This is a genomic window from Bradyrhizobium sp. OK095 (assembly GCF_900109945.1).
Taxonomy (GTDB): domain Bacteria; phylum Pseudomonadota; class Alphaproteobacteria; order Rhizobiales; family Xanthobacteraceae; genus Bradyrhizobium.
Genome location: NZ_FOBX01000002.1, coordinates 162,454 through 182,993, shown reverse-complemented (window position 1 = coordinate 182,993; position 20,540 = coordinate 162,454). Strand labels below are relative to the sequence as shown.

The window sequence follows — 20,540 nt, the reverse complement described above, 5'->3', positions numbered from 1 at the left end:
CATGGCCGACGGAGCCTTCATCCACATCGTGCGGGTCGACATCGATCCCGAGCATGAGGCTGCGTTCAACGCCTGGTACGAGCAGCGGCATTTTCCTGATTTGCTCGACTGCCCAGGCTGGTTGTCGGCAAAGCGCTTCGTCTCGGTGGGCGAGGGGCCGAAATATGCCGCCATGTACGAGGTCGCAGGACGCTGGGTGTTCGAGACGCCGGAGTTCTTGAAGGTGAAGGGTTTTGGCCCGTTCGAAACGCTCGTGAAGAATTTCATGCGCATCCAGCTCAAGCCGATGTCGGGACCGGCCTGAGGGGATCAAGGACGATGCTGCCTGTCGTGTCGTGAGACCTGGCCGGCCGTATCCAAGAAACGTTGAGGGGAATCCCGGGCAAGGGACAGCATCGGTCATTGGCGTCTTACTGGAGGTAAAGAATGTTCTCGACACTGCTTCGCTTGGGTGCGGTTGGCGCACTCCTTCTCGTATCCACGGCTGCGCATGCGGCATGCACGCCCGCGATCGCCGACAGCGATCTGATTGCGCCCGGGAAATTACAGCTCTCAATTAACCCCACCAATCCGCCGCAGCAATTCGTCGACAAGGATGGTCAGTTGCAGGGTCTCAACGTGGAACTCGCCGCCGAGCTCGGCAAGCGGTTGTGTCTTCCGGTTGAACTCGTCCGGATGGATTTTCCGGCGATGATCCCGGCCATGGGCGCGGGTCGCATCGACGGCATCGACACCGGGATGTTCTGGACCGAGGAACGCTCGAAGCTGATGTACATGGTGCCTTACGCCATTCAGGCCATTTCGGTCGTGGTTGCACCCGACAGCGGCATAAAAATTGCTACCGAAAATGACCTGATCGGAAAAACATCCGCTGTCGAGGTCTCTACCTACCAGATGAACTGGCTCAAGAAGCTGAGCGATACGAATGTGGCGAAGGGCGGCCCTGCCATCGAGATGCGCACGTTCCCGACCGCGACCAACGTCGTCAGCGCGCTGCTCGCGGGACAGGTGGACGACGCGCTGCTGGTCGACAGCGTGGCGCGCGATCTCGTCGGCCGTGGCCGCGTCAAGGAAGTGCTGAGCGGGCTCGGTACGGCGCGGACCACGCTCGGTTTTCGCAACAAGACGGTCGCCGAGACCGTCGTCAAGGCGCTCAACGCGATGCGTGCCGATGGCTTTTATCAGGCGCTGTTCGACAAGTTCGGCCTGACCAGCATGCCGGCCGATCAGCCGCTTGCGATCGCCGGCCCCGGTCCGGCCTGATACTTACGGAGACGAGCCGATGAGCCATTTCAGTCCGACGGCCGCCGTCAACTACTTCTTCAACTACTTCCTGATGAAGGGTGTGCTGGTCACCATCGGCTTGACGGTGGCGGCTGTGATCGGCGGATTGATCCTCGGCATGGGCATCGCGTTGATGCGCATGTCGTCCAACCCGGTGCTATCAGGCTTCTCGCGCTTCTACATCTGGTTCTTCCGCGGCACGCCGCTGCTGATCCAGCTGGTGGTGATCTACAGCGGCTTGCCGCAGCTGGGGATCAAATTTAGTGTGATTACCTGCGCGCTCGTCGGCCTCATCCTCAACGAGGCCGCCTATCTCGCCGAGATCGTGCGCGCAGGTTTCATGGCCGTCTCTGCCGGGCAGCGCGAGGCTGCCTGGGCGCTGAGCCTATCGCCTTGGACAACGTTCCGGCGCGTGACGTTGCCGCAGGCGTTTCGGCTGATGATCCCGCCGCTCGGCAACTCCATCAATTCGTTGCTGAAGGCGACTTCGCTCGCCTCAGTCATCTCGGTCGAGGAGCTCATGCGCCGCAGCGACATGCTGATGCAGGAGCATTTCCAGATCCTCGAAGTCTACGCAGCTGCAACAGCTTATTACCTGATCCTCACATCGGTCTGGGACGCGGTGCAGCGCCGACTGGAGAAGCATTTCGGTCGGTCGAGCGCCGCGAAATCGAGGCGGGTCGCGGCAAGGGCGCCGGTTGCGCAGACAAGCGTGGAGGTGCGCGCATGAGCGAGATGTCGATGAATACGGCTAGTGGTGCCGAAGGCGCAATGGCCCAGCCGCAATTGCGTGAAGTGCCTGCGGTTCGCATGGAGGCCGTCTACAAGCACTACGGCGATTTCACGGCGTTGAACGAGGTCGACCTCAAGGTCGCCAAGGGCGAGAAGATCGTGGTTTGCGGCCCCTCCGGCTCGGGCAAGTCGACGCTCATTCGCTGCATCAACCACATCGAGAAACACGACGAGGGCCTGATTTACGTCAATGGCGTTGAGCTCGATCGCCAGCGCAAGAACATCGACGCGGTCAGGCGCGACACCGGCATGGTGTTCCAGAGTTTTAATCTGTTTCCGCACATGACGGTGCTGGAGAATTGCATCCTGGCGCCGATGACCGTGAGCAGCATGTCTCAGGCTGAGGCAAAAGACCTCGCCATGCATTTCCTCACAAAGGTCCGGATTCCGGATCAGGCCGAGAAATTCCCCGGGCAGTTGTCGGGCGGCCAGCAGCAGCGCGTCGCCATTGCGCGGGCGCTGTGCATGCGGCCGAAGATCATGCTGTTCGACGAGCCGACCTCGGCGCTCGACCCTGAAATGGTCAAGGAAGTGCTGGAGACCATGAAGAAGCTCGCGGAAGAGGGCATGACCATGCTGTGCGTGACCCACGAGATGGGCTTTGCCCGCGAGGTCGCCGACCGCATCGTGTTCATGAACGAGGGCAAGGTCGTCGAGCAGGCCGCGCCGGAAGAGTTCTTCAAGAATCCGAAGTCCGAGCGGGCCAGGACGTTCCTCGACCAGATCATCCACTAGCCGATGTCGAACGCGATGCGGACATTTGGCGATCGCCTGCGCGGCATTCATGCCGCCACGATTGTGCCGATGACGCCTGACTTCCAGATCGATGAGCCGAAGCTTGCGATGCATCTCGCCTTGGTCGCGTCGACGCCGGGCATCAATGGGCTATTGGTCAACGGCCACGCTGGCGAGAATTTTGTGCTGTCGCTCGCTGAAAAACAGCGCGTGGTGGAGCTGGCGCGCCGGCATGCCCCAAAAGACTGCCTGATCGTCTCCGGGGTCAACCACGAATCCAGCCTGGAGGCCGCGCGCGAGGCGGCGACGCTGGAGCAGGCGGGTGCGGACGGGCTCCTGGTGTTTCCTCCCAACAGCTGGGCGCTTAGCCACGCTGACGACTGCGTCATCGAACATCACCGGCGCATCCGCGATGCCACAACCGTGCCGTTGATGCTCTACGCCGCGCCGGTCGGTGCGGGCGCCATGGCCTACGCACCGCCGCTGCTGGAGCGGCTCGTCGCCGATCCGCGCTTCGCCGCGATCAAGGAGGGCAGCTGGGAGGTCGCGACTTACGAGCAGAATCTGCGGCTGATCCATAAGCTACGGCCGGAGTTCGTCGTGCTCGGCTCGGGCGACGAGCACCTGCTGACGAGCTATCTCGTCGGCTCGGCCGGCAGCCAGGTCAGCCTCGCCTGCGTCGTGCCGGAGCTCGTCGTCAGCCTCTGGAACGCGGCGGAAGCCGGTGATTGGGAGCAGGCTCGTGCTGCGCACGAGAAGCTCTATCCGCTGGCGGTCGCGATTTACCGCGATGCGCCCGGGGGACGCGCAACGGTACGGCTCAAGGCCTGCCTGAAACTGCTCGGGCGTCTCTCATGCGACGCAGTACGGCCGCCGCAGACGCCGGCAACACCAAACGAGGTGCAGGCGCTCGATCAGGCACTGCGGATTGCCGGCGCGCTCTAAAGCGCGAAGAACGGATTGGCGGGACGCGCGAGTCCGAGGTGATCGCGCAAGGTCGTGCCTTCGTAATCCGCACGGAACAGCCCGCGCTCCTGCAAAATGGGAACGACGAGCTCGACGAAATCCTCGAACCCTTCGTGGAAATAAGGCGGCATGACGTTGAAGCCGTCGGCGGCGTGCTCCTCGAACCAGAGCTGGAGCGTGTCGGCGATGCGCTCGGCCGAGCCGCACAGCACCCAATGGCCGCGGGCTGCGGCGGTGAGATTGTAGAGATCGCGCAGCGTCATGTTCTCGCGGCGGCCCTTGGCGAGCATGACGCTGGCAAAACTGTGATAGCTGTCCGATGGCGCGATATCAGGGATCGGCCCGTCGAGGTCGTAAGCCGACATGTCGCGGCCGAAGCGGTCGGACAAGATGGCGAGCGCATTGCTGCCGCTGACAAAGCTCTGAAGCGTGTTGAGCTTCTCGAACGCCTCCTTGTCGGTGCGGCCGACGACGGGCATCACGCCCGGCAGCACCGTGACGTCCTCGGCGCGGCGTCCAAATGCTGGCAGCCGGGTCTTCAGCGAGGCATAGCCGGCCTTGGCTTCCTCGACGTCCTGCACCACCGAGAATACGATATCGGCGGTGCGCGCGGCGAGCGCTTGGCCGGCCTCGGAGCCGCCGGCCTGGAGCACCACGGGGCGGCCTTGCGGGCTGCGGCCGATGTTGAGCGGGCCCTTCACCTTGAAGAACGCGCCGTCATGGTCGATCGCGCGCAATTTTGCCGGATCGATGTAGAGTCCGCTGGTGCGGTCGGCGACGATGGCATCATCCGCCCAGCCGTCCCACAGGCCTTTGACCACGTCGAGGAATTCGCCGGCCATCTCGTAGCGGCGGGCGTGGTCGGGATGGGTCGTGCCGAAATTCGCCGCCGTCGCCGGATTGGCCGTCGTCACCGCGTTCCATGCCGCGCGGCCGTTTGAGATGTGGTCGAGGGAGGCAAAGACGCGCGCGACCGAGAACGGATCGCTGTAGGTGGTGGAGACGGTGGCGCCGAGACCGATGTGGCTGGTCGAGGTCGCGAGCGCGGCCAGCATCGTCAGCGGCTCGAGCCGCAGCGTGTAGGAGGGATGGGCGGCCGCGTCAGCATAGAGATTGTCGCCCATGAAGATCAGGTCGAACTTGCCGCGCTCGGCGGTGCGGCCGATCTCCTGGATCGCGGCAAAATCCTGAAAGCTGTCGACCGCGCCGGGATAGCGCCAGCCCGCGACGTGGCTGCCGGTGCCCAGGATGAACAAGCCGAGATGCATCTGTCGTTTCATGACGTCATGTCCAGAACAGGATCTTGCGTTCGAGGAAGCCGATCAGGCCGAAGAAGGCGAGACTTGCGGCGGATGCGACGAAGATCGCCGCCCAGACCTGGACGAAATCGATCTGGAGCACGGCCTGGTAGATCACCCAGCCGAGCCCGCCCTGCGCGCCAAGCATTTCGGTAACGATCGCCACGATCACGCTGCGCACTGTCGAGACGCGCATTCCGGACAGCAACAGCGGAAGCGCCGTCGGCAGCCGCAGGCGCCACAGCACGCCGAAGCGGCTTGCGCCAAAACTCTTCATGAGGTCGACGGCGCGGCGATCGACACGGTCGAGCCCGGCCAGCATCGATAACAGGATGGTGAAACTCACCGCCATCGCCACCATCACGATCTTCGAGCTGACGCCAATGCCGAACCAGAGCAGGATCAGCGGCGAATAGCCGACCACGGGCACCGAATTGATCGCGGTTGCGAGCGGCAGGATCGCGCTGCGCAATGCCGGCACCAGTGCGATGGCGACGGCGAGGCCGATCCCGATCAGGCAGCCGAGCCCATAGCCCGCCAGCGCTTCGAGCAGGGTGTAGCCGGCAGCATCAATGAGGATTGCGCGCTTGGACCAGAGGCCGACGACGATGTCGCTGACAGCGGGCAGAACATAGGCCGGCAGGTGCAGTCCGCGCGCCGTGCCTTCCCAGCACGCGATCAGCAGGACAGCGCCGAGAATACCGCGCTGGACAGCGAGCGAGGGTGCTGCGAGTGCGCGGCTCATTGCTCGGCGTTCCAGAACACCAGCCGCCGCTCGACCGCAGCGACCACCGCATAGAAGCCTGTGCCGAGCAGGGCCGCCGCGAGCAGTGCGGCCCAGATCGCAACGACATTTTCGGTGAACATGGCCTGGAGCAGCAGCACGCCGAGCCCGGTGGTGTCGCCGAACCATTCGCCGACGATGGCGCCGACGAGGCTCAACGATGCGGCCAGCCGCAGCGCCACGAAGATCTGCGGCAGCGCGGTCGGAAGCTGCAAGCGGAGCAGGAGCTGGCGGTTGGAGGCGCCGAAGCTGCGCATCAGGTCGACCTGCCTGGGATCGACGGTCTCGAGGCCCAGCAGCGTGTTCACCGTCACCGGAAAGAAGGTCAGATAGAACGCGATGATCGCCTTGGCGAGCAAGGTGTTGCCGAACCAGAGCACGACCAGCGCGCCGAAGGCGATGACGGGAATGGTCTGCGATACCACGAAGATCGGAAAGATCATCTCGCGCAGCGCGCGGACGCGGAAGAACAGGACGCCCATTAGCACACCGAACGCGCCGCCGGAGGCGAAGCCGATCAGCGTCTCGGCCAGCGTACGCAGGAAGCCGTCGACATAGGCCCGGGGCGTCGCCGCCATTGCCATCAGGATCGTGCTGAGGCGCGGCAGATAATAGGGCCGGATGCCGAACAGCAGCACCGAGCCTTCCCAGATCACCGCCGCGACGGCGAGGCCGAGCAGCAGTCGGACCAGCTTGCGCAGCCAATCCGGCATCGTCATCGACCGCGCAGTCGCGCGGCCGTCACCAAGCGATGTCGCGGCAGGGCTGCTCACGGCAGCCGGTCCGCCGCCGGGACGCTCTGGATGAAGCTGGAATCATAGGCCGCAGCGAGATCGACCGGCTTGGAGATCACGCCGTAGTTCAGGAAGAAATCGTGGGCGGTTTTGACGGCGTCGGTGTCGATCCAGAACATACCGTTCTTCGCTGCGGCGCCAGCGGTCATCAGGCGCTTCACCTCAGTGAGCATGAACTCCTGCTGTGCGCGATCGAGCGTTGGCGCGGCGGCCATGACAGTGTCGACGGCGCCTTTGGGATCCGAGAAAGCATCCTTCCAGCCCTTCAGCGAGGCCCGCAAAAACGCCTTGACCAGCTCCGGCTTCTCCTTGGCGGTCGCCTCGGCCACGATCAACGTATCGCGCGGGAAGGTGATGCCGTAATCCTCGGCGACGAAGGTCTTCAGGCTGTCCTTCGGCATGCGCGACTGGATGGTGTAGAATTCGTTGTAATAGGTCGCCGTGATGACATCGACGTTGCCGTCGACGAAGGGCGTCACCGAAACCTGCTGCGGCTGGATCTTCACCTCATCCGGCTTGATGCCTTCCTTGGCCAGCATGCCGTTGAGCACATGATTGGCGCCGGTGAACCAGGTGGTGACGGTCTTGCCTTTGAAGTCCTGGATCGTCTTTACCGGCCCGTCCTTGCGGGTGACGAAGATGAAGGGCGTGATCTGGTGCGATACGCCGATGCAGACGATCGGCAGCCCCTTGTCGCGCGCGGCGAACACGCTGTCGGTGCCGCCCGACAGGCCGAACGTGTCGGCGCCGGTCGCCACCAGATTCTCTGTGAGCAGATTGGGGCCGCCGGGATTGATGGTGAGGTCGATACCCTCGGCCTTGTAGTAGCCCTTGGCCGCCGCGACGTAGAAGCCTGCGAACTGCGCCTGCGGCAGCCATTTCAGGCGCAAGCTCGCCTTCTGCAATTCGGCTGCGGACGCGGCCGTGACAAGCGAGCCGGTCGCCAGTGCGATCGCGGAGAGGACGGAGAGGGCGTGGCGTCGGCTCAACATGGTCATACTCCAGGCGGTGAAATCAATTGCGATAGGATGGATCGGTACGGTCGAGCTGGCGCATCAGCGCCGGCCATTCGCGTTCGCCGGGCACGAGGATGTCGCCCTGCAATTCCCAGAACTGGCGGGCTGCTTTCTCGCAGACCTCGTGCGGCGGCATCACCAGCCTGGCGCCTGACGCGGCGGCGGCCTGCATCTGGAGCTGGATCCGCGCGGCGCGCTCGAAATAATAGAGCAGCATGAAGGCCTCGCCCGGCGTCCGGCCGACGGTGAGGATGCCGTGGTTGCGCATCAGCATCACCTTGTGCGGGCCGAGATCGCGCACCAGGCGGAGCTGCTCGTCGAGGTCGATGGCAACGCCTTCGTAATCGTGGAAGGCCTGTCGGTCGTAGAAGCGCATTGCGAACTGGCTGAGCGGCAGCAGGCCTTTTTCCTGCCCCGAGACGGCAACGCTCGCGTCGGAATGGGTGTGCAGCACGCAAACCGCGTCATGGTTCGAGGTGTGGATCGCTGCATGGATGACGAAGGCCGCGACATTGACGGCCTGCGGCGTGTCGTCGAGCTTGTTACCCTTGGTGTCGATCTTCACCAGGCTCGAGGCCGTGATCTCGTCGAACAGTAGTCCATAGGGATTGATCAGGAACTGATCGTCGTGGCCGGGCACGCGCGAGGAGATGTGATTGTAGATCAGATCGTCCATGCCGAGCCTGGCGACCATGCGATAGCAGGCGGCGAGCTTGATCCGGGCATCCCATTCGGCCGGATCGATCCCGCGCGGTTCTTTCGGCGACATCGCGTTCATTGCGACTTCTCCTGCGCGAGGGAGGATTGGAATGATTTCATGCTTTCCTCCTCGATCGCATCGAGCAGCGTGCGCTTGAGGCGGATGAATTCAGGGGAGGTGACGATCTCGGGCCGGCGCGGGCGGGGAAGGTCGACGACCTGTTCGAGCTTCACCGCGCCGGGACGCGCCGTCATGACCAGCACGCGGTCGCCGAGGAAGATGGCCTCGTCGACGTCGTGGGTGATGAAGAGAATGGTGCGGCGGTATTTCTGCCAGACGTCGAGCAGCCAGCGCTGCATCATCGCCCGCGTCAGCGCATCGAGCGCGCCAAAGGGCTCGTCGAGCAGCATCAGGTCGCGCTCGAACAGGAAGGTGCGCATCAAGGCGACGCGCTGGCGCATGCCGCCGGACAGTTGATTGGGATATTGCTTCTCGAAGCCGGCGAGGCCGAACTCGGGCAGCATCTTGAGCGCCTTCGCGCGGGCCTGGTCGCGCTTCATGCCCTCGACCTCGAGTGCGAGGATGGCGTTGTCGACAACGTTGCGCCAGGGAAACAGCAGGTCGCGCTGCGGCATGAAGGAGACGCGGCCGAGCAGGTCGGCCGAATGGCAGCTCTTGCCCTCGAAGCGCAGGATGCCGCCGGCGTCCGGCTCCTCCAGTCCGGCGACAATATTAAAGAGGGTGCTCTTGCCGCAGCCGCTCGGACCTACGACGGTCACGAACTCGCCCGGGGCGATGGTCGCCTGAAGCCCCGAGAGCGCCGCGACGGCGCCAAAAGTCTTGTTGATCGCGCGCAGCTCGAGCAGCGGCTCAGGGTTGCTCTGAGCCTGCGGGGCGTCGGTAGCCGGTCCGGGATGGGGGAGGCGGGCAGCCTGCACCGGGATGTCCTTGTATAATGGCGGCGGCCATTCGCATACGAAAGCGGACCGCGTCGAAATCTCTTAGCAACTCGTGTGCCAGTGCGATTTCCGCGCAAATCAGGCATAAGACTTGCGAGATCGACGGCGAACAAAGCGAAGCCGCGCGCATCTCCGCGCGAAAATCAGCCGTTTCGCTGGAAGATGGGTGCCATTTTGTATACATGTATCGATATCGGAGAAACATGATGGCGGATATTGGTGCACATGGCGGAGGCAGGCGCGTGAAAAATGGGCAGGAGTCCCTTGGCGCGAGCCCCGGCATGACGCTGGCGGAGAGCCTGCGCCAGAAGCTCGAAGGGGCGATCGCGGCGGGTCATCTCGAACCCGGCAGCCGGCTCGACGAGCAGGAGATCGCGCAGCGCTTCGGCGTCTCGCGCACGCCGGTGCGGGAGGCGTTCCGCCTGATGGCCGCCAACAATCTGGTCGAGCTGCGCGGCCGGCTGGGGGCGACCGTCCGCAGCATCAAGGCGCAGGCGCTGATCGAGATGTTCCAGGTCATGGCGGAGCTCGAAGGGCTCTGCGCCCGGCTCGCCGCAAGACGTGTTTCCCAGGCTTGGGGAGCCGAAATAGGCGAGATTCACCAGCGGCTTGTGGCGGCAGGCGAAACCGGTGATATCGACGTCTTCTACGACATCAACCAGGAATTCCACGAAGCGATCTACGAAGCCTCGCGCAACACTTTCCTGGCCGACCAGACCCGCAAGCTGCGCAACCAGGTGGCGGCCTATCGCCGCCGAGTGACGCGGATGCCGAACCGGATCGCCGATACTGTCCGCGAGCACGAGGCGATCATGCAGGCCATCCTCGCGCACGACCCGGAGCGGGCGCACAGCGCCATGCGGGATCACGTCAACCTGCTCGGCGACAACCTGCTGGACTTTCTCGCCGCCTTCGAATGACCCTCCGGCCTCTTGGTATGCAAATTGCTAGACCTTGTATATCTAGCTTGCATTCTGGAGATCCCGCGTGGACCTGAAGCTGACGAACAAGACCGCGCTGATCACCGGCGCGTCGAAAGGAATTGGTTTGGCGGTGGCCGAACTCTTCGCCGCGGAAGGGTGTCATCTGCATCTGGCCGCCCGCAACGGCGAGGCGATGCTCGAGGCCAAGAAGCAGCTCGAAGCGCGCTTTGGTGTGAAGATCACCATCCACGCGCTCGATTTGTCGAGCACGGCCGCGATGGAGAAGCTCGCGGCCGAGGTCGGCGACATCGACATCCTCATCAACAATGCCGGCGACATCCCGGCCGGCTCGCTGGAAATCCTCGATGACGCCGCCTGGCGGCGTGGCTTCGATCTCAAGGTGTTCGGCTACATCACGCTGTCGCGTCTCTATTATCCGCGGATGAAGGGCAAGGACGGCGTCATCATCAACATCATCGGCAATTCCGGCGAGAATTGGGACGCGAGCTACATCGCGGGCTCGACCGGCAATGCGGCGCTGATGTCATTCACCAAAGCGCTCGGCGGCCGCAGCCTCGACCACGGCGTGCGCGTCGTCGCGGTCAATCCCGGACCGGTGGCGACCGACCGCATGCTCAAGATCATGAAGCGCAAGGCGATCGACATGCTCGGCGACGAAAGCCGCTGGGAGGAGCTGTTCGACAAATATCCGGGCAAGCGCCCGGCGACGTCGGAAGAAGTGGCCGATCTCGTCGCATTCCTGTCTTCGCCGCGGTCCGGCTACATCACCGGCACCGTGGTGACGATCGACGGCGGCATTGCCGCGCGCGGCTCGGTGATCTGAGGTATCGATGTCTGGAGTGCAATCCGCGGCGCTGGTCCGCAACCTCTATTTCGACGAGCTCTCGGCAACGCCGGGGCTCTATTGGCTCGGCCAGAACACCAACCATATCGAGAGCCATCCCGCCGTGCGCGAGGCCATGCTGCGCTCGATCGAGGCTGGCGAGTTCAATGCCTATGCCCCACCGCTCGGCTTCGAGGCGCTGCGTGCCGCGATCGTCGCCGACCTCGGGACGCCAGGCGCAGAAGCGCTGGTGACCGAGGGCGGCGTCAATGCGCTCGCGATGATCTGCCGCGCGCGCTGCAAGCCCGGCACCACGCTGGTGACGACCGATCCGACCTGGAAATGGCCGTGCCTGTTCGCGCGCCAGCAGGGCGCCGAGGTGATCGAGATTCCGATCTATGATCCCGCCTGCAACTACCGCCTGACGCCGGAGGCGTTGAAGGCCAATGTCGATGAGCGCACGGCGATCATCTATCTCGTCGATCCCAACAATCCGCTCGGCATTCGCTATACGCGCGAGGAGATCGATAGCTTCGCGGCGATCGCGCGTGATTGCGGCGCGCTGCTGGTGCACGACTGCACCTACCGCGATTTCGCCGACGGCCACACGCCCGTGCTTCACGTCGCGCCGCAAGGCACGGTGGTCTCGACCAGCTTCTCGAAATGGCTAGGGCTTGCGGGCTTGCGGATCGGTGCGCTCGTTGCGGCGCCCGACCTGTTCGAAGAGCTGGCGCAAACCTCCACCAGCGTGCTCGGCGCGAGCGTCATCGCGCAGCGCGCGGCGCAGGCGGGGTTGTCGGTCAAGGCTGAATGGATGAAGAAGGTCCGCAGCACCGACCGGGCCAACAAGGCGATGATCCAGGAGGCGGCAGCGGGAATCGAAGGGCTGGCGCTGCCGATCATGCCGTCGCACGGAAACTTCCTGGTGCTGGAGACTATCGCAGCCGGCATCCGCCCGGAGGCGCTGGTCGAGTGCTATCGCCGGCAGGGCATCATGATCCGCCAGGGCACCTATCACACCCAGCGCTTCGGCGACCGTTTTGTGAAGATCAGCACCTCCGTGCCGCAGGCCTGGGTCGAAAAACTATGCACGCTGCTGCCGGACATGGTCGCGCAGGCGCGGACGCTGAACGATTTGCCGCCGCAATTCTAGGAAATATGCCGATGACGATGATCACGACCAAGGATGGCGTGAAGCTCCATGTGGAAGAGGCCGGCGAGGGCACGCCGATCCTCTTCATCCACGAGTTCGGCGGCAATCACCAAAGCTGGGAGCCGCAGCTGCGTTATTTCAGCCGGCGCCATCGCTGCATCAGCTACGCCGCGCGCGGCTATCCGCCGTCGGAGGTGCCTGACAGCGTGGAGGCCTATTCGCAGGCGGTTGCCGCTGACGATGCGGTCGCGGTGCTCGACGCGCTCAAAATCGAGAAGGCGCATATTGTCGGCCTTTCGATGGGCGGCTTCTGCACGGTCCATTTTGGTCTGCGCACGCCGGAGCGCGCTTTGTCGCTGACGGTGGCCGGCGCGGGCTACGGCTGCGAGAAGGAGTTCGAGGACTATTTCCGCGGCGTGTCGCTCGAAGTCGCCGACAATTTCGAGAAGCAGGGCGCGAAGGAATTTTCCAAGGTCTACGCGCTCGGCGCGAGCCGGGTGCAGTTCCAGAACAAGGATCCGCGCGGCTGGCAGGAATTCGCCGATCGTCTTGCCACCCATTCCGACCGCGGCGCCGCCAACACCATGCGTGGCGTCCAGGCACGGCGGCCGTCGTTCTACGATCTCGAAGACGGCTTGAAAAAGATGATGGTGCCGACGCTGGTCGTCGTCGGTGACGAGGACGATCATTGCCTCCAGCCTGGCATCTTCCTGAAGAAGACCATTCCGGCCTGCGGCCTCTCGGTCTTCCCCAAGACCGGCCACACGCTCAATCTGGAAGAACCCGCGGCATTCAACGCGCTGATCGCCGAGTTCATCGCCCAGGTCGAGGCCGGGCAATGGCTGCCGCGCGATCCGCGTGCGCTGCCGGGCCAGATCATGCGCACGAAGTAGGCCGATGGGATCCAGCACCTTGATCAACGCTGACAGGCTCTGGACGCGCTTGATGTCGCTTGCCGAGATCGGCGCGACGCCTGCCGGCGGGGTCAATCGCCAGGCGCTGAGTGACGGCGAGATCGCCGCCTGGCACCGTGTCATCGGCTGGGCGCTTGAAGCGGGATTGACGCCGTCGACGGATGCGGCGGCTAACCTGTTTTTGACGCTGGCCGGCCGCGATCGCTCCGCGCCACCGTTTCTGCTTGGCAGTCATCTCGACAGCCAGCCGACCGGCGGAAAATTCGACGGCGCGGCCGGCGTGATGGCGGCGCTTGAAGCGGTCGTCTCGCTCGCCGAGCAGGGCGACAAGCCCGCGCGCGACGTCATCGTCGTTGCCTGGATGAACGAGGAAGGCTCCCGCTTTGCCCCAGGCATGATGGGTTCGGAGGCTTTTACGGGCGAGCGAGACATGGCGGTCATCCGTGCGGCGCGCGATGCAGACGGCATCAGTGTCGGCGAAGCGCTCGATCGCCTGCACAAGGCTTTCCCTGATATGCCGCACAGGCCGCTCGGTTTTGCCACTGGGGCCTATCTCGAGCTGCACATCGAGCAGGGACCGCTGCTGGAGGCGGCCGACTGCACGATCGGTGTCGTCACAGGCATTCAGGGCAAGAAGACCTTTCAGGTGGTAGTCGAGGGAGCCGAGGGCCATGCCGGCACGCTCGCGCAGTCGGAGCGGCGGGATGCGCTCGCGGCCTTTGCGCGGATGGCGACGGCGCTCCATGCCGAGATCGGCACCATCGATGTCGACATCAAATTCACCATCGGCCGGGTTGCAGTCCTGCCGAACGCGCCGTCAGTGGTGCCGTCGCGCGTCAGCTTCAGCATCGATCTGCGCCACCCTGATAATGCGGTGCTCGATGCCGCGGGTGCGCGCATCATCGCTCTCTGCCGGGAAAACGCTCCACCATGCGCAGTGACCGTGACGCCGCTCGTCGACGCGCCGTCGAACCAATTCGATCCGCGCTTGCGGGCAAGCATCGCGGAGGCAGCGCGCGAGCAGGGTCACTCCGCCATGGCTATCCTCTCGGCCGCCGGTCACGACGCCCGCCATCTCGCAAAAATCTGTCCGGCGGCGATGATCTTCATTCCGTGTCGCGACGGCGCCAGCCATGTCGAGCACGAATGGGCCGAGCCCGATCATGTCGCGGCCGGCGCTTCCGTGCTGGCGCAGGTGCTGCGCGGGCTCGTGCTTTCGATCGAGGTATGAGGACGCCGATGCAGGACGTCGCCCCTCAGGACTACCGCGACGCGATGGCCTGTCTTGGTGCCGCCGTCAACATCGTGACGACCGACGGGAGCGCGGGCCGCGCCGGATTTACCGCATCGGCGATTTGCAGTGTCACCGACGATCCGCCGACGCTTCTGGTCTGCATCAACCGCGGTTCCTCCGCCTATGCCAGCGTGACGGGCAACGAGGTGGTGTGCGTCAACGTGCTTTCGGCTCGGCACGAGCAGCTGTCCCGCCTGTTCGGCGGCAAGGTGCCCGCCGACGAACGCTTTGCCGCAGCCGCGTGGTCGACACTTGAAACAGGTGCACCGGTGCTGGCCGATAGTGCGGCTGCGTTCGACTGCCGGATTGCCGATATCGTCAATGTCGGCACGCATGACGTGCTGTTCTGCCGGGTGGTCGCGCTGCAGAGATCCGGCGGCACGGACAATCTGATCTATTTCGGCCGCGCCTACCACACGGTCGGGGTGACCGATCCGGCGGAGGCTGGACCCGAATCCGCTTCTGGCCCATCCTGAGGGGAGGCCGGCTTCTATCGCCGCCCGTTCCAACAACCGCCTCCATGCGATGGACAGAGATCGTCACCTGAGCAAGCGCGTATCCCTTGCGGGGATGCATATTGACCGGACCTCGGCCGTGCCGCTGCATTTGCAGATCGCGGCTCACATCCGTGGCTGCATTCTGCGTGGTGTCTTTCCGGCAGGAACGCAATTCCTGGGCTCGCGCGAGATCGCACGGGAACTGGGCTGCTCGCGCACGGTGGTGCTGACCGCGTGGGATCTGCTCTATGCCGAGGGCTATCTTGAATCGACGCCGCGCGGCAGCGTCATGGTCGCATCCGTTGCGACACCACATGTCGAGCCTCCGTCCGCCAAGTCGCCCACGGCCAGGCCTGCGCATATGTCGAAGCGCTGGCGTTCGCTGCTCGCCTTCGACTACGAGACCAACTGGCCGTCGGAGTTCAGTCCCGGCGCGCCTGACATCTCGACCTTTCCGTTCAAGGACTGGTCGCGCCTGCTGCGCCAGACCTGGCAAAACCCGAGAGAGCAGGAGTGCCTCGACCTTCCGCCCGAGGGACATCCGCGGCTGCGGAGCGAAATCGCGAACTTCCTCGGCTCGGTCCGTGGGCTCGTTTGTTCGCCGGAGGAGGTCGTGGTCACCTCGGGTACGTCGGGTGCGCTGGATTTCTGCAGCCGGATGATCCTCGATCCCGGCGACGAGGTCTGGGTCGAGGAGCCCGGCTTCGTCGAGGCGCGGTGGGCGCTCACGGCGGCCGGCGCGAAGCTCGTCCCGGTTCCGGTCGACGACAAGGGGCTGGTCGTCTCTGAAGGCATCAGGCGCGCGCCGCGTGCGAAGTTGATCGTCGTCACGCCGTCGCATCAATATCCGCTCGGCATCAGCATGGGCCTGGAGCGGCGCCTCGAGCTGTTGGACTGGGCCAACAAGAACGACGTCTGGGTGATCGAGGACGATTACAATTCGGAGTTCAGGCATCAGGACAGCATGATCGCGTCGTTGCGTTCGCTCGATCGCGAGGGGCGGGTGATTTATTTCGGCACGTTCTCGAAGATCATGATGCCGAACCTGCGGCTCGGCTACATGGTGGCCAACAGGCAATTCATCGACGGCTTCTCGAAGGGCCGCGCGCGCATCGACGTGCACACCTCCGGCATTGGACAGCTCGCCTTGGCGGAGTTCATGCGGGAAGGACACTTGCTGCGGCATCTGCGCGGGATGCGGCGGGTTTATGCCAGCAGGCGAAAGGCGCTGATTGACGCCATCGCGGCGCTGATGCCTGATGATCTGACCGTGTCCTCGGCCGTCACCGGACTGCATCTGGTGGCGCTGTTCACCGACGCGATGCAGGCGCGGATGAGTGACCGCGAGGCGGCAGCGACCCTGAAGCAGGCCGGCATTCACGTGCAGCCCTTGTCGCAGAATTTTCTGGAAGCGCCGACGCGGCAGGGGCTGGTGTTCGGCTACGGGCGGTTGCGCGTCGAGGATGCCTTGCCGCTGCTCGCGAGAATCGCGGCTTGCATCGGCAGCAGCTCCCGCAATGCACCATCCGAGAAGGCAATTCCCTCTCTTACTGTTCGTACAATAAAGAGAAGCTGAGGCGACCGCTGTGCATAGCTCCTAGGCAGCCAGCTATCCCGCAACGCCGTTCAATCGCCTGCAAATTAGACAGACGGTTTGAGACACTCGGATCGCAGTGCGGCGGGCGTCACGATTTGCGCCGAAAATCCCGTGGTGCGCTGCACGTTTCTCGCTTGGAACAGCCTGCGTTCGCCTGCACTCTGCGCAGGCAGCACTGCACCAAAACGTGCAGCGGGTGGCGCGGCGCGCGGCGTCGCGTGGGCGCTGGTCTAGTGGTTTGCGACAACTCTGGCCCTATCCGGAGCCTATCGCTCTGTCGCACGCTCGAAGTCGGTGGCATGACAGGGGATGATGATGAGCGCTCTCGGTGTGGCTTTGGACGTTGCTATGGACCCGGCGTCCGGCTCGGCCGTCATCCGTAACTGACCCCCACATGAGCTCTTCCGAACATCATTGGGAAGTCGGCACCGATATCGGTGGCACCTTCACCGACATCATCGCCATCCGGCGCGATTCCGCCGAGGCGCGGATCGCAAAGGTGCCGTCGCGCCCCGACGCGCCCGTTCAGGCAATGCTTGAAGCCATCGAAGCGGTGGGCCTGCGCAAGAGCGAGGTCAAGCGCTTCGTCCACGGCACCACGCGCGTGACCAACGCCATCGTCGAGAACCGGCTGCCGAAGGTGGCGCTGGTCGCGACCGAAGGATTTTCCGATGTGCTGGAGATCGCGCGCTATCGCCGCCGCGATCTCTATCGTCTCGACATTCCCCCGAAATCGCCACCGCTGGTGCCGCCTGAACGTTGCTTTGGCATTGCCGAGCGCCTCGATCACGAAGGCCGGGTGCTGAAGGCGCTGGACGAATCGGAGATCGAGCGTCTGGTGGCGTGGCTGAAAGGGACCGGCGTTCAGAGCGTCGCAGTCGCTCTGCTTCACGCTTATGCCAATCCTGTCCATGAAAAGATGCTGGGCGAACGCCTCAAGGGCGTCGTTACCCATGTCTCGCTGTCGCACGAGGTCAATCCCGAAGCGCGCGAATACGAGCGGACCTCGGCAACCGTGTTCAACGCGGCGGCGATGCCGATCGCGGTGGAATATCTCAGCGAGCTGGAGCAGCGGCTGCCGATCGGCCCTGGTTTGCAGGTGTTTCATTCGGCCGGCGCCATGATCCCGATTTCGGCGGTGAAGCGGCGGCCGCTTGTGATGGCGATGTCAGGCCCGGCTGCCGGCGTCTCGGCCTCCGTCAGCATCGCGCGCCAGCTCGGCACATCCCGCATGCTGACGTTCGACATGGGCGGCACCACGACGGACGTCTGCCTGATCGTCGACGGCCAGGCCGAGATGACCGACGGCCGCATGCTCGGCGACAAGCCGCTGCGTCAGCCGATGCTCGCGGTTCACTCGATCGGGGCGGGCGGCGGATCGATCGTGCGCAACGGTCCCGGCGGCCTCACGGTCGGCCCGGAGAGCGCCGGCTCTGAGCCCGGGCCGGCCTGCTACGGCCGCGGCGGCACTGAACCCACCATCACCGACGCCAATGCCGTGCTCGGCTATCTCAATCCCGAGACAAAGCTCGGCGACCGGATTGGAATCGATATCGAGTCCGCCAAGCGCGTCATCGATCCCATCGCGCGGGCCTTGGGTCTGAGCCTGACCGAAACCGCACTCGGCATCATCAAGGTCGCCAACGCGACCATGGCCCGCGCGCTGCGCCGCGTCACGGTCGAGCGCGGTATCGACGGCCGAGACTGCACGCTGCTCGCCTTCGGTGGTGGCGGCCCGATGCATGCGGCGGGACTCGCTGATCTCTACGGAATTGCAGAGGTCGTCGTGCCCAGCGCATCGAGCGCGTTCTCGGCGCTGGGCTGTCTCACTGCCGATTTCAGCTTCTTGCAGCAACAGACGCTGCGCGCGGCGCTCGATGGGATCGACCTTGCGCGCGCGTCGGAACGGATCGGGACGCTGATCGACGATGCCCGGGCGCCGCTGATCGCCAACGGTGTTGCGCTGGCGGAGATCCAGGTCGAACTCGTCGCGCTGATGCGCTACGCCGCGCAGAATGACGCCATTCCGGTGTCGTTCGTGCTGCCGCTCGATGTTGCCAAGCTCAAGAAGGACTTTCTGGCGCGGCATCACGAGCTGTTTGGCTACGCGACCAGCGAGGCTTGCGTCATCGAATCCGTGCGCGTGCAGGCGCGCCGCCCATCAACGACCGTCGTGAGCCGGCCGGCGACGGCGGTGAGGGCGGTCTCCACCGGCAAGCGCATCTGCTCGTTCGATGGCCTTCACGAGATCGAGACTGCCATCATCGATCGCGCCTCGCTGACTGACATCGTCAGCGGCCCGGCCATCATCGAAGACGCCTGGTCCACGGTTGTCGTGCCACCCGGCTGGCAGGCAAAACCGGATGTATCAGGCAATCTGTTCCTGACGCGGAGCGCAGCATGAAGCTCGATCCGTTCGTCGTCGAAGTCATCAGGCACGGGCTCTCCGCCGCGGCCGAGGAAATGAGCCTGGTGATGACGCGTTCGGCGCGCTCACCGCTGCTGCGCGAGGCCGGCGATCTGTCGTCGGCGATCACCGACGGCCACGGCGGTCTGGTCGGGCAGGGCCGCGACATCCCGATCCATCTCGGCGCGATGGCCTACACCATTCCCGAACTGCTGAAGGTCGTGCCGCGCGACAGCCTGAACGACGGCGACGTGGTGATCTACAATGTCGGCGCGCTCGGCGGCAATCATCTCAACGACGTCAAGGTCGTGCGGCCCGTCTTCGTCGACGGCGAGATTGTGGCGTTCGCGGTCAGCCTCGCGCACTGGCCCGATATCGGCGGCACCTGGCCCGGCAGCTACTTTGCAAAAGCCATCGACACCTTCCAGGAAGCGATGCGCATTCCGCCGGTGCTGATCGCAACCGCGGCCGGCGTCTGCACGCCGATCGTGCAGCTGCTCAAGGCCAATGTCCGCGACCCCGAGTCGTGCGAGGGCGACCTGCTTGCCCAGATCGCGGCGACCAAAGCCGGTGAGAAGCGCATCGTCGAGCTCTGCCGCGAGCACGGCAAGGCGATCTTCACGGCGACGCAGTCGCGCCTGCACGATCTCTCCGAGATCGAGATGCGCGAGGCGCTCCGCGCGTTGCCGGACGGCGTCTACGAGGGCGAGGATTATCTCGACGACGGCAGCGTGAACGACGCGCCGGCACGCATCCATGTGAAAATCACCATCGCGGGCGACGAGGCGACCTTCGACCTCTCCGGAAGCTGCGACCGTGTCTCCAACTTCTGCAACACCACGCCGTTCATGGCACGCTCGGCTGTCGCTTATGCCGCGCGCATCATGAGCGGGCGCGACATGCACCAGAACGCCGGCGCGCTGCGGCCTTTGACCATCATCACGCGTCCGGGCTCGATCCTGGAGCCGGGCTGGAACGCATCTGTTGCCGCCGGCAACCACGAGACCTCCATGCGCATCGTCGATGCAATTTTTCGCGCGATGCAGGACACCATTCCGGAACGTTTGTCGGCCGGCGGCGCGACCACCGCGGGCGTGTTGTTTTTCGCCGAACCACGGCCAAACGGCTCCTGGAAGATGCTCTACGAGGTCCACGGCGGCGGCGAAGGCGCGCGGCATGACCGGGCCGGCATGTCGGCGACCCGGGTGCATCTCTCAAACACCTCGAACACGCCGGTCGAGGTGATCGAGGCGAGCTACGCGATCCGCCTTGAGCAGCAGGCCATTCGCTGGAATTCCGGCGGCGCGGGCGCGCATCGCGGCGGTCACGGCTCCGTTCGCACCTATCGCATCCTCGCGCCTTCGATGCACCTCACCACTTGCATCGAGCGCATGGTGATTGCGCCCTGGGGCATGCAGGGCGGCTTGCCCGGCAAGGCGTGCCGCATCTCGCTGATCCGGCAGGGCGCAAACGTCGCGATCGACGGCAAGTCCAACCTGGTGTTGCAACAAGACGATCTCGTCACGATCGAGATGTGCGGCGGCGGCGGCTACGGCGCCGCGGTCGCAGAGTGAGGGGACAGG

Annotated in this window: 20 protein-coding genes; 14 read left to right on the top strand and 6 right to left on the bottom strand. The window is 64.5% G+C overall.

The window, feature by feature from the left end:
• Position 1 precedes the first annotated feature (1 nt).
• The 5 genes from BMW89_RS05940 to BMW89_RS05920 all read left to right on the top strand — a co-directional run bounded on the left by BMW89_RS05940 (position 2) and on the right by BMW89_RS05920 (position 3,756).
• Positions 2 to 304: a DUF4286 family protein gene (locus tag BMW89_RS05940; RefSeq protein ID WP_177195857.1), complete on the top strand. Its 303-nt coding sequence runs from the start codon at positions 2 to 4 to the stop codon at positions 302 to 304.
• Between the two features lie 122 nt (positions 305 to 426).
• A complete protein-coding gene (locus BMW89_RS05935) occupies positions 427 to 1,263 on the top strand; it encodes an ABC transporter substrate-binding protein (RefSeq protein WP_092023714.1) in 837 nt (278 codons plus the stop codon).
• A gap of 19 nt (positions 1,264 to 1,282) precedes the next feature.
• Positions 1,283 to 2,014: an amino acid ABC transporter permease gene (locus BMW89_RS05930; protein ID WP_092023713.1), complete on the top strand. Its 732-nt coding sequence runs from the start codon at positions 1,283 to 1,285 to the stop codon at positions 2,012 to 2,014.
• Positions 2,011 to 2,811 carry an amino acid ABC transporter ATP-binding protein gene (locus tag BMW89_RS05925; protein WP_092023712.1) on the top strand — a complete coding sequence of 267 codons (801 nt, stop codon included), beginning with the start codon at positions 2,011 to 2,013 and terminating at the stop codon, positions 2,809 to 2,811. The genes BMW89_RS05930 and BMW89_RS05925 overlap by 4 nt, the downstream gene beginning before the upstream one ends.
• Before the next feature lie 15 nt (positions 2,812 to 2,826).
• A complete protein-coding gene (locus tag BMW89_RS05920; RefSeq protein ID WP_244547542.1) occupies positions 2,827 to 3,756 on the top strand; it encodes a dihydrodipicolinate synthase family protein in 930 nt (309 codons plus the stop codon).
• On the opposite strand, the gene BMW89_RS05915 is transcribed toward BMW89_RS05920, so the two are convergent.
• The 6 genes from BMW89_RS05915 to BMW89_RS05890 are packed head-to-tail and all read right to left on the bottom strand — an operon-like array spanning position 3,753 to position 9,307.
• Positions 3,753 to 5,057, bottom strand: a complete 1,305-nt coding sequence (locus tag BMW89_RS05915) for an LLM class flavin-dependent oxidoreductase (protein WP_092023710.1) — start codon at positions 5,055 to 5,057, stop codon at positions 3,753 to 3,755. The genes BMW89_RS05920 and BMW89_RS05915 overlap by 4 nt on opposite strands.
• 4 nt (positions 5,058 to 5,061) lie before the next feature.
• The gene (locus BMW89_RS05910; protein ID WP_092023709.1) at positions 5,062 to 5,820 is read right to left on the bottom strand and encodes an ABC transporter permease; all 759 of its coding nucleotides are present in this window, start codon (positions 5,818 to 5,820) and stop codon (positions 5,062 to 5,064) included.
• Complete coding sequence (locus BMW89_RS05905; RefSeq protein ID WP_092023708.1) at positions 5,817 to 6,632, bottom strand: ABC transporter permease; 816 nt, start codon at positions 6,630 to 6,632, stop codon at positions 5,817 to 5,819. The genes BMW89_RS05910 and BMW89_RS05905 overlap by 4 nt, the downstream gene beginning before the upstream one ends.
• On the bottom strand, positions 6,629 to 7,645 hold the full coding sequence (locus BMW89_RS05900; RefSeq protein ID WP_092024655.1) for an ABC transporter substrate-binding protein: 1,017 nt from the start codon (positions 7,643 to 7,645) through the stop codon (positions 6,629 to 6,631). Before BMW89_RS05900 ends, BMW89_RS05905 begins: the two co-directional genes overlap by 4 nt.
• Positions 7,646 to 7,667: 22 nt before the next feature.
• Positions 7,668 to 8,447 (bottom strand): class II aldolase/adducin family protein, encoded by a 780-nt coding sequence (locus BMW89_RS05895; protein ID WP_092023707.1) that lies wholly within the window; start codon positions 8,445 to 8,447, stop codon positions 7,668 to 7,670.
• Positions 8,444 to 9,307, bottom strand: coding sequence for an ABC transporter ATP-binding protein (locus tag BMW89_RS05890; protein WP_092023706.1), 864 nt, complete (start codon positions 9,305 to 9,307; stop codon positions 8,444 to 8,446). The genes BMW89_RS05895 and BMW89_RS05890 overlap by 4 nt, the downstream gene beginning before the upstream one ends.
• 224 nt (positions 9,308 to 9,531) lie before the next feature.
• Here BMW89_RS05890 and BMW89_RS05885 point away from each other — a divergent pair, with 224 nt between their 5' ends.
• From BMW89_RS05885 to BMW89_RS05845, 9 genes are all read left to right on the top strand, one after another.
• On the top strand, positions 9,532 to 10,248 hold the full coding sequence (locus BMW89_RS05885; protein ID WP_244547541.1) for a GntR family transcriptional regulator: 717 nt from the start codon (positions 9,532 to 9,534) through the stop codon (positions 10,246 to 10,248).
• A gap of 67 nt (positions 10,249 to 10,315) precedes the next feature.
• Positions 10,316 to 11,095, top strand: a complete 780-nt coding sequence (locus tag BMW89_RS05880) for an SDR family oxidoreductase (RefSeq protein WP_092023704.1) — start codon at positions 10,316 to 10,318, stop codon at positions 11,093 to 11,095.
• Between the two features lie 7 nt (positions 11,096 to 11,102).
• Positions 11,103 to 12,248 (top strand): pyridoxal phosphate-dependent aminotransferase, encoded by a 1,146-nt coding sequence (locus BMW89_RS05875; RefSeq protein ID WP_092023703.1) that lies wholly within the window; start codon positions 11,103 to 11,105, stop codon positions 12,246 to 12,248.
• Positions 12,249 to 12,259: 11 nt separating this feature from the next.
• Positions 12,260 to 13,141: an alpha/beta fold hydrolase gene (locus BMW89_RS05870; RefSeq protein WP_177195856.1), complete on the top strand. Its 882-nt coding sequence runs from the start codon at positions 12,260 to 12,262 to the stop codon at positions 13,139 to 13,141.
• Between the two features lie 4 nt (positions 13,142 to 13,145).
• The gene (locus tag BMW89_RS05865) at positions 13,146 to 14,393 is read left to right on the top strand and encodes a Zn-dependent hydrolase (RefSeq protein ID WP_092023702.1); all 1,248 of its coding nucleotides are present in this window, start codon (positions 13,146 to 13,148) and stop codon (positions 14,391 to 14,393) included.
• Positions 14,390 to 14,932, top strand: coding sequence for a flavin reductase (locus BMW89_RS05860; protein WP_092023701.1), 543 nt, complete (start codon positions 14,390 to 14,392; stop codon positions 14,930 to 14,932). The genes BMW89_RS05865 and BMW89_RS05860 overlap by 4 nt, the downstream gene beginning before the upstream one ends.
• 118 nt (positions 14,933 to 15,050) lie before the next feature.
• Positions 15,051 to 16,529 carry a MocR-like pyridoxine biosynthesis transcription factor PdxR gene (gene pdxR / locus BMW89_RS05855; protein ID WP_244547540.1) on the top strand — a complete coding sequence of 493 codons (1,479 nt, stop codon included), beginning with the start codon at positions 15,051 to 15,053 and terminating at the stop codon, positions 16,527 to 16,529.
• Positions 16,530 to 16,944: 415 nt separating this feature from the next.
• Positions 16,945 to 18,954, top strand: a complete 2,010-nt coding sequence (locus BMW89_RS05850) for a hydantoinase/oxoprolinase family protein (protein WP_092023699.1) — start codon at positions 16,945 to 16,947, stop codon at positions 18,952 to 18,954.
• Positions 18,951 to 20,531 (top strand): hydantoinase B/oxoprolinase family protein, encoded by a 1,581-nt coding sequence (locus BMW89_RS05845; protein ID WP_177195855.1) that lies wholly within the window; start codon positions 18,951 to 18,953, stop codon positions 20,529 to 20,531. Before BMW89_RS05850 ends, BMW89_RS05845 begins: the two co-directional genes overlap by 4 nt.
• The last annotated feature ends 9 nt before the right edge of the window (positions 20,532 to 20,540 follow it).